This window comes from Methylophaga sp., assembly GCF_965655755.1.
GTDB lineage: Bacteria > Pseudomonadota > Gammaproteobacteria > Nitrosococcales > Methylophagaceae > Methylophaga.
Genome location: NZ_CBFHHW010000023.1, coordinates 1 through 8,314 on the forward strand (window position 1 = coordinate 1; position 8,314 = coordinate 8,314).

Below are 8,314 nucleotides of genomic sequence, written 5' to 3' on the forward strand. Positions count from 1 at the left end.
TTTTGCGTGCAAAAGGTGCAAAAGAGGGATAAAAAGATGGAAATCAAGAATCAAGGGGTCAGCCAACTTGATTTAGATTTATTTCGGACTAAAGCCCGAGTTCATTTATTTTTCTTGCCAAAAATAAACGAACCAAACAAAAGGGCAGCCCACAGCTTGCCCTAAAGGGTTCCCTGCGCTTCTCGATATGACTGGGCACTCGCGAACTCGCTGCGCTCAAACATGCGCTCGCGCTGTTCCAGTCACATCTCCGATGCTCGGCTGCGCAAAGGGAGGTTCAAAAACACTCTCCAGTTCCAAAACTGTTTCCAAACTCCCCGTTTGTGCTGACGAGGAATGGCATTGATTCAGGTCTGAGGGCGGCTAGTGTCTGAGCGCAGCGAGTTTTAGCCGACCGCCTGAATCAATGTTATGACGAGTGTAGCCGCAGGCCAGCACGGTGGGGTGCCCTAGGGTTGTTAGGGAAATGGGCATGCATTTCCCTAACTCGCCAATAAGGCGAAATGAAAACCAGTAGTTTGCTCAAATAACAGCAAACAAAAGCTAATTTTCATCTAAAAGGTGCAAAAAAAGGATAAAAAGATTAGAGTTCACACAGAGTTAATTAAGATAATTTTTCTTTAATTATCAGCCATCTTAGGGGGCGCTTATGGAAATAGTACTGACTTTTATGCTTCTTGCGCTCATTTACGCACTTTTCAAAAGTAAAAAACTCACCGCAAAACCATTTGAAACGACCACCAGATACAATCCTTATGCCGCAGTGAAGATTGAGGCATGTGAGTTTTCCTGTAACGCATCGTTTGACCGTTCATCACAGGTTTTCCTTGCCAGAGAAGCGCCCAGTCTTCCATTAAATGATTGTGATACCACCGCTGGTTGTAGTTGTAAGTATATTCATTTTGAAGATCGTAGACATAGCCAGGAAGACAGACGCTCAGGTAGTCAGGTTTTACAGAATGTCTTTGATGGTAAAGATCATCGGGGAGTAAACAAAAGAGGTCGTCGCGCTTCGGACTTTGAGCCGAGCATGGGCTGACTCGCCATTAAGGCGAAAAAGAGCGTGTTAGACTCTTTTATCTTTTAGCCGGAGAAGCAGGGAAGCTCATGATTGTTGTTTATGGAATAAAAGAAAAACTGAATCCTATCAAAGCGTCACTTTCAGATGTGATTCATAGTTGCATGCAAACTGTGCTGGGTATGCCGGAAGATAAACGGGCACATCGTTTTGTTCCACTGGACAAAGAAGATTTCTATTATCCCGGCGGTAGAAGTGATGCCTATACGGTGATTGAAATCAATATGATGGTGGGTCGACAAGCGGAGACTCAGAAAGCGTTAATTAAGGCGTTATTCTCTGAGTTGGAGAGCCAGCTTGCTTTGGCACCCATTGATGTCGAAATCACTATCAAGGAACAGCAGCCATATCAGTGGGGTTTTCGTGGCATGACCGGAGATGAAGCCAGGGATCTTAACTACAAGGTTAAGGTTTGAGAGCGAATAGAGCATTAGACTCACGGAATACAACCCAAGTCAGCACTAAGCCCTCTTAGGTATTTACATCTGCAATATCGGCTCTTAAGCTAGTCTCCAATAGTTTTGAAGACTCAATCAGCGGGACACAACATGCTTTCAATTTCTCAGTGGCGCATTACCGGACTGGTCGCCACTGTGCTTGCCTTGATGTCAGTGATTAGCTTTGTCTCGCTGGGATTCACTGAAGAAGCCATCAGAACGATGGTGCGAACTACGGCACGTAGTTCAGTGACATTGTTTGTGCTCGCCTTTACGGCATCCAGTCTTTACAGCCTGTTCAAGTTCAACTGGACAAAATACCTGCTACAAAACCGTCGTTATATCGGCGTATCGTTTGCCTTGTCACACTTTGTGCATTTGTTCTTTTTGATCTTGCTGATTGCTTATTTCCCCGAGGACTCTCTCGCTAATCTGCATATTATTGAAATCATACTGGCCACTCTGACCTATGTGTTTATTCTATTGATGACGATAACGTCGTTTGATATTCCAAGACGCTGGATCGGTGAGAAAGGCTGGCATCGGCTTCATACTATCGGTATGTATCTGGTCTGGTTAATCTTTATCGAGACATACGGTTTTGCATCGCTAAATAATGGCATCTACCTGTCGCTGGTTATTTTGCTTTTAGTCGCAATGGGGCTGCGACTGGTCTGTGCTTTAAAACGAAAGCAAAGCTCGACAGCAAACCTTTGATTATTACCAAGTCGCAACGATCAATCAGCCCAGCGCTGTGCTCAACACATAGTCTGTAACACCAACCAAATCGCCATTGATAATCAACCATCCTCTAGTATGAGAATTACACTGATCTCATCGCTACGATCAGCTATGCAGAAAAAGTCGAACTCATAATTCAGATAAATGCATGTAGTTTCCTATCCAGTGGTGTCGCAGCCGCTCCGAGTCTTCAGAGCGTTCTCTTTTTAGCCAGAAATCCAACCGTAGGCTAACGGGATAAGAAGCCAATATATTGACTCAAAACCTTCATCTGATTGTCATTTCTATGTCATCTGACGTGCTTATTATTCAATCAACATCCGTAATGCATCGGCAAGATAAATAGAGAAAGGTAATGTTGATGAAAGCAGTAGGTGACAAAACACCCATTCTCAAAATAGAGAACCTCAAGGTGAGATATAGCAATAATGTCGTGGCACTTCGGGATACGACATTATCGTTTTTTAATGGCGAGTTCGTCGTTTTGCTAGGGCTTTCCGGTGCTGGTAAATCTTCCCTTTTGCGCTCGCTGAACCATCTTGTCATACCAACTTCGGGACAGGTTATTTCTTCCAGTCATGGTCCGTTGAATTCTGACAAAGTTTTGCGCAAACATCGTCAAACTACGGCGATGGTGTTTCAGCAGCATCAACTTATTCTGAAGCAGACTGTTTTACAAAATATTCTGATGGGGCGGCTGGCAAACCACAGTTTTTTCCGGAGTCTATTGCCTTTGCCAAAAGCGGATTTGGACATTGCACTTCACAGCCTGGAACGGGTAGGGCTGTCCGATAAAGCCATGACACGCGTTGATCAGTTATCAGGTGGGCAGCAGCAGCGAGTCGGTATTGCCAGAGCGCTGGCACAAAAACCCGACATTATTCTGGCAGATGAGCCCATCGCTAGTCTTGATCCTGCCACATCACAAAAGATTCTCGAATTATTGAAGCGTATCTGTGAGGAAGATGATATTACCGCCATCGTGTCCTTACATCAGTTGGATTTTGCCCGCCAATTTGCTGATCGGATTATCGGTCTGGCGAATGCAGAAGTCGTTTTTGATGCCAAACCTGCCCAGCTTGATGCGTCTCAGTTATCCCGGATTTATTCAAGTAAAAAGCCTGAACCAAATACGGACAAAGAGGCCATGTATGAGCCTCGTCCTCTAGTCAATATCACCTCAACCTAAACGGAGATGAACAATGAAGCTGATTAAAAAACTTGCTTTTGCTGCCAGCATGCTACTAACGGCGACAACGGCGACCTTTGCTGCCGATGCTGATCCAGACATGATTAAAGTCGCATTATTACCTGATGAAAATGCGTCGGAAATCATCAAACGCAATCAACCACTGAAAGATTACCTTGAAGACAAGCTTGGCAAAGAAATCGAACTTATCGTGACAACTGATTATTCTTCAATGATTGAAGCTATGCGGTTTGGTCGTATTGATATGGCCTATTTTGGTCCACTTTCCTATGTCCTTGCCAAAACGAAAAGTGATATCGAACCGTTTGCGGCATTAGTGAAAGACGGCAAGCCGACATACCGTTCTGTGGTTATTGCTAATGCCAAAACAGGAGTCAAAAGTTTTGCAGATATTGAAGGTAAAAAAATGGCTTTTGGTGATCGTGCTTCGACATCCAGCCATTTGATTCCAAAATCTATTTTGCAGGAGAAAGGCTTACAGGCAAAAGTGAATTATAACGAACACTTCTTGGGTTCACATGATGCCGTAGCGGTGAATGTGGCCAATGGTAATGCGGATGCTGGTGGTTTATCTGAAGTGATATTTAACTCATTGTTGAGTAGAGGCTTGATTGATGAGGCCGATATCAACGTTATTGGATATAGCAAAGATTATCCTCAATATCCATGGGCAATGCGTTCAGATCTCAATGATGGGCTGAAAGAAAAGATCAAAGATGCCTTTATCAAACTGGATGATGCTGAAGTACTGAAAAGCTTTAAAGCTGAAGGGTTTGCTGCGGTAACAGATGCTGATTATGACGTGATTCGCGAAATGGGCGCTCTGTTGAAACTTGATTTAGCAAAAATGTGATTGAGCGATGCGTACTGAATCATCATTAGTCAGAGAGCAAAGCCATATCGACATACTGGAAAAGTATCAGCAATCCTGGCTGGAGAAGGTCAAACATAGCCTGTTGTTGTTTGTTGTTGTATTAGCAGCCTGTTGGTACGTTAACTTACTAGATTTCGATACTCTGGCGAAAGGTGTTCCTGCAATTGTGACATTAGCGGGGGAGTCTTTCCCCCCTGATTTCACAAACTTTTCCAGTTGGTTAAAACCACTATTAGATACCCTAGCGATGAGTGTGGCGGGTACAGCGATCGCCGTGGTGATGTCTCTTTTTATCGCCTTTTTTGCTGCCAGAAATACAGCGCCTCATCCACTCGTCTACCATCTGGCCCGCGTCATATTAAACACACTACGGTCGGTTCCTGAATTGATCATGGGCATCATCTTTGTGGCCGCTGTTGGGTTTGGCACCTTGCCCGGGGTCCTGGCGCTGGGTCTTCATTCAGTCGGTATGGTTGGTAAGTTCTTTGCCGAGGCGATTGAACATGTTGATGAGGCACCCGTTGAAGCCGCGATTGCCAGTGGCGCTAGTCGAATGCAAGTGCTCTATCATGCGGTCCTGCCACAAGTACTTTCACAAATGGTTGATATTTCAATTTATCGTTGGGAATACAATTTCAGAGCTTCAACAGTGATGGGTATGGTCGGTGCCGGTGGCATCGGGTTTGAATTGATGGGGTCGCTCAGGATCATGCAGTATCAGGAAGTAATGGCGATTATGATCGTGATTCTGGTCATGGTCACGATGGTTGATGCGTTCAGCGGTTATCTTCGCAAGTCGTTTAAGTAAGGAAATAAGAATGAAACCACGGGTCGTCATTACGCACAGAGTGCATCAGCAAACGCTGGATTATCTTACAGCTCACTGTGAAGTCATGAGTAATCAAACCGATACTTCGCTGAGTGAGCATGAGCTGATGAGTCGGCTTAGTGATGCCGATGCCATGATGGCATTTATGCCTGATAAGGTCGATGAAAATTTCTTACAAGCCTGCCCGAAATTAAAGGTCATCGGAGCCGCATTAAAGGGTTATGACAACTTTGATGTGCTGGCCTGTCAACGACGTGGTGTCTGGTTTACGGTGGTGCCAGATTTATTGACTGTGCCGACTGCGGAGCTGACTATTGCGTTGATGACAGGCGTTATGCGTAATATTGTAGCAGCCGATTCACACGTCCGCAGCGGTGAGTTTCAGGGTTGGAAACCACTGTTTTATGGCATGGGTATAGCGGGATCGACAGTTGGCATCATTGGTATGGGAGCTATTGGTAAAGCCACTGCATTAAGGCTATCTGGTTGGGGGGCTCATCTCCTTTATACCGATCGACATCGTTTGTCGGATGTTGATGAAACCAGCCTTGGCATTTCATTTGTCGACCTTGAACAACTGCTTAAAGCTTCGGATGTGATCATTCTGGCGTTGTCACTTAATGACAAGACTTACCATCTGATCGATTTGGAGCAGCTGAGAAAAATGAAGAAGGGGGCTTTTGTTATTAACCCATGCCGTGGCTCTGTCATCTCTGAAAAAGCGGTTTTGACAATGCTCAAATCTGGAGACCTTGGTGGTTACGCTGCCGATGTATTCGAAATGGAAGATTGGGCTATCAAGGACCGACCCAAACAGCTCGAGCCTGAGCTACTGTCACATCCCAATACCTTATTCACTGCCCATATTGGATCTGCTGTGCATAAAGTTCGGTTACAGATAGAGCTTCGGGCGGCTGAGAATATTGTTCAAGCATTGGGTGGGCTGTCTCCCCAGGATGCCATCAACGACGTTGAACGCCACACAGCTTTATGTTAAATCCTCAATGGTTACGGACGCTAAAAACAGTTGTTGCCGAACGTGGTTTTCAGGCTGCAGCAGAGAGTTTGGGGATAGCTCAGCCGACAGTTTCTCTGCATATTTCCAAGCTGGAACAACAACTGCGTGTAGCACTGATCAAAAGAAACAAAACGGCCTGTTATCCTACAGAAGCTGCCAAGCGCTTATTGCCGTTTGTTGATTCAATTCTGAATTTGAGTCAACAAGCTATTAACGCTATTCGAACAGATTGTGTCAGAGTCGGTTCAAGCTCTAACATTGGCATTTACATGCTACAGCCTCATATCCGAAGTTATATAGATAAACCCCAGTCATCACAGATTGAGTTGACGATTGATGATAACCCAACCATTGTCAACAAAATGGCGAATTTTGAGCTGGATATTGCCATTGTGGAGTGGTGGCAACCACTGGCAGGATTTGTGACTAAGATATGGAAAGTCGAGCCGCTGGTACTTATTACATCGCCTCAACATCCTTTAGGCCAACTCGATGATATTAGCCTGGAACAACTGCAAACCATCAGTTTGATTGGTGGAGAACGGGGTACGGGAACAGGACGAATACTGAGTGAAAAATTTACCGGCGACTTAACAGCACCCAAGATATCTATGCAGCTGGGCAGTACAGAAGCTGTCAAACAAGCGGTAAAAGAAAATCTAGGTGTCTCACTGGTGTCAGCATCCACAGTGACAGAGGAGGTGACTCGGGGAACACTTTCTGCTGTGCCAGTAGCAGGAGGAACATTGAATAAAACGCTCATTATAGTTCAGCGAAAGGAGCCTCAGCTTGATGTGTCTCAGCAATCATTTGTTGAGCACCTCTACGATGACGTTAGCAATCCTAGGTTCTAAGAAGACCCAAACACCGTAATGACTGCCAATGGGCAATCAATAAGCCGAGTGGAGTACCCACAATATAGCTCGCGACACCAACCAAATGCCGGGCGTTGTTGCAGTCGAAATGGTATGGGCATCATTGTAGCCGGTTGATTGCACCATGGCGGCGATGTTAGCTGAACCAGCTGTCTAGGTGGCAGTTAACATGCCTGACAGAATCGCTCACACGGCACGGCTCAGTAATATGCCTCAGGCTTTAGTTTCTACCCAGAAGCCAAAAAGAGCGTTCGCAAATAAGGCGGCCAACACGGCAAATATCTATTTAACGAAGGCATTAGAATGTACCCTGTTCATTCCGAAATGGGCTTCTGGGGTACAATACCCCTCTTTTCCATACATTTTGTGAGTCTAAATGAGCGATTTACCTAACTGCCCGGCCTGTGGATCGGAATACACCTATCAAGATCAGTCTATGCTGGTTTGCCCTGAATGTGCACATGAGTGGCAGGAAGGAGAAAATAATACCGATGAGGCTGATGCAAAGGTATTGGATTCAAATGGCAATGTGTTAGCAGACGGTGACACTATCACAGTGATTAAAGACTTGAAGGTAAAAGGCTCATCATCCGTGGTGAAAGTCGGCACGAAGGTGAAAAACATTCGTCTGGTTGATGGCGATCATGATATCGACTGTAAGATTGATGGCATTGGTGCTATGAAATTAAAGTCAGAATTTGTAAAAAAAGCCTAGCCACAATGGCAGCATAGCGCTCACTATGCTGCCACCTTTTGACTCACTGAATAGTGCCAAGCTGTTTAAAGAGACTATACAAATCCATTACATCCCAATGTTCGGCTAGTTTGCCATCTTCAACGCGGAAAATATCAATGGCATCAAATTGATATTCTGCATTGCTTGCAGGAATACCCAGCCATTCATTTGAGTGTGTGCCTGAATAATTGCCATAAACCCAGATATAGTCGTCATTCGCGATAATGTTTTTCAGTTCATAGTTGAAATCTGGAATGGCTGTGAACCAATCATTAAAAAAGATTTTGAAGCCTTCGCTACCCTGTGCGACAGACGGATTATGTTGGATGTAATCTTTATGCATATACGCATTAAGATTGCTCAGATCTTTATTCACAAAAACCTGCTGAGCAAAGTCACTCATCAAGGTTAAGTTCGGGTTGTTGTCAGCCATGGTTGTACCTCCCGTAACGAATAGTGCTACCAAGATGGCGATTTTTTGTAAAAAACGGTTTTTCATCGTTGTGTCCTTATTCC

Annotated in this window: 10 protein-coding genes; 9 read left to right on the top strand and 1 reads right to left on the bottom strand. The window is 44.8% G+C overall.

Annotated features, from left to right (window positions below; genetic code table 11):
* Nucleotides 1–649: 649 nt before the first annotated feature.
* The 9 genes from ACTF5U_RS08560 to ACTF5U_RS08600 all read left to right on the top strand — a co-directional run bounded on the left by ACTF5U_RS08560 (nucleotide 650) and on the right by ACTF5U_RS08600 (nucleotide 7,777).
* Nucleotides 650–1,039 carry a hypothetical protein gene (locus ACTF5U_RS08560; RefSeq protein ID WP_438971210.1) on the top strand — a complete coding sequence of 130 codons (390 nt, stop codon included), beginning with the start codon at nucleotides 650–652 and terminating at the stop codon, nucleotides 1,037–1,039.
* 68 nt (nucleotides 1,040–1,107) lie between these two features.
* Nucleotides 1,108–1,494: a tautomerase family protein gene (locus ACTF5U_RS08565; protein WP_438971211.1), complete on the top strand. Its 387-nt coding sequence runs from the start codon at nucleotides 1,108–1,110 to the stop codon at nucleotides 1,492–1,494.
* 132 nt (nucleotides 1,495–1,626) lie between these two features.
* A complete protein-coding gene (locus tag ACTF5U_RS08570) occupies nucleotides 1,627–2,232 on the top strand; it encodes a hypothetical protein (RefSeq protein ID WP_438971212.1) in 606 nt (201 codons plus the stop codon).
* A 385-nt stretch (nucleotides 2,233–2,617) separates the two neighbouring features.
* Complete coding sequence (gene phnC / locus ACTF5U_RS08575; protein ID WP_438971213.1) at nucleotides 2,618–3,445, top strand: phosphonate ABC transporter ATP-binding protein; 828 nt, start codon at nucleotides 2,618–2,620, stop codon at nucleotides 3,443–3,445.
* Between the two features lie 13 nt (nucleotides 3,446–3,458).
* The gene (gene phnD, locus ACTF5U_RS08580; RefSeq protein WP_438971214.1) at nucleotides 3,459–4,319 is read left to right on the top strand and encodes a phosphate/phosphite/phosphonate ABC transporter substrate-binding protein; all 861 of its coding nucleotides are present in this window, start codon (nucleotides 3,459–3,461) and stop codon (nucleotides 4,317–4,319) included.
* Between the two features lie 7 nt (nucleotides 4,320–4,326).
* Nucleotides 4,327–5,148 (top strand): phosphonate ABC transporter, permease protein PhnE, encoded by an 822-nt coding sequence (gene phnE / locus ACTF5U_RS08585; protein WP_438971215.1) that lies wholly within the window; start codon nucleotides 4,327–4,329, stop codon nucleotides 5,146–5,148.
* 10 nt (nucleotides 5,149–5,158) lie between these two features.
* A complete protein-coding gene (locus ACTF5U_RS08590) occupies nucleotides 5,159–6,166 on the top strand; it encodes a phosphonate dehydrogenase (protein WP_438971216.1) in 1,008 nt (335 codons plus the stop codon).
* Nucleotides 6,160–7,041, top strand: a complete 882-nt coding sequence (locus tag ACTF5U_RS08595; RefSeq protein ID WP_438971217.1) for a LysR family transcriptional regulator — start codon at nucleotides 6,160–6,162, stop codon at nucleotides 7,039–7,041. Before ACTF5U_RS08590 ends, ACTF5U_RS08595 begins: the two co-directional genes overlap by 7 nt.
* Before the next feature lie 397 nt (nucleotides 7,042–7,438).
* Nucleotides 7,439–7,777 carry a zinc ribbon domain-containing protein YjdM gene (locus ACTF5U_RS08600; RefSeq protein ID WP_438971218.1) on the top strand — a complete coding sequence of 113 codons (339 nt, stop codon included), beginning with the start codon at nucleotides 7,439–7,441 and terminating at the stop codon, nucleotides 7,775–7,777.
* Between the two features lie 43 nt (nucleotides 7,778–7,820).
* Here ACTF5U_RS08600 and ACTF5U_RS08605 read toward each other — a convergent pair.
* A partial coding sequence (locus tag ACTF5U_RS08605; RefSeq protein ID WP_438971219.1) for an ester cyclase occupies nucleotides 7,821–8,314 on the bottom strand: 494 nt, incomplete at its 5' end.

Bases quoted from the DNA above. Each gene is read 5' to 3' on its own strand.
- ACTF5U_RS08560 (WP_438971210.1), top strand. From the start codon at position 650: ATGGAAATAGTACTGACTTTTATGCTTCTTGCGCTCATTTACGCACTT.
- ACTF5U_RS08565 (WP_438971211.1), top strand. From the start codon at position 1,108: ATGATTGTTGTTTATGGAATAAAAGAAAAACTGAATCCTATCAAAGCG.
- ACTF5U_RS08570 (WP_438971212.1), top strand. From the start codon at position 1,627: ATGCTTTCAATTTCTCAGTGGCGCATTACCGGACTGGTCGCCACTGTG.
- phnC (WP_438971213.1), top strand. From the start codon at position 2,618: ATGAAAGCAGTAGGTGACAAAACACCCATTCTCAAAATAGAGAACCTC.
- phnD (WP_438971214.1), top strand. From the start codon at position 3,459: ATGAAGCTGATTAAAAAACTTGCTTTTGCTGCCAGCATGCTACTAACG.
- phnE (WP_438971215.1), top strand. From the start codon at position 4,327: ATGCGTACTGAATCATCATTAGTCAGAGAGCAAAGCCATATCGACATA.
- ACTF5U_RS08590 (WP_438971216.1), top strand. From the start codon at position 5,159: ATGAAACCACGGGTCGTCATTACGCACAGAGTGCATCAGCAAACGCTG.
- ACTF5U_RS08595 (WP_438971217.1), top strand. From the start codon at position 6,160: ATGTTAAATCCTCAATGGTTACGGACGCTAAAAACAGTTGTTGCCGAA.
- ACTF5U_RS08600 (WP_438971218.1), top strand. From the start codon at position 7,439: ATGAGCGATTTACCTAACTGCCCGGCCTGTGGATCGGAATACACCTAT.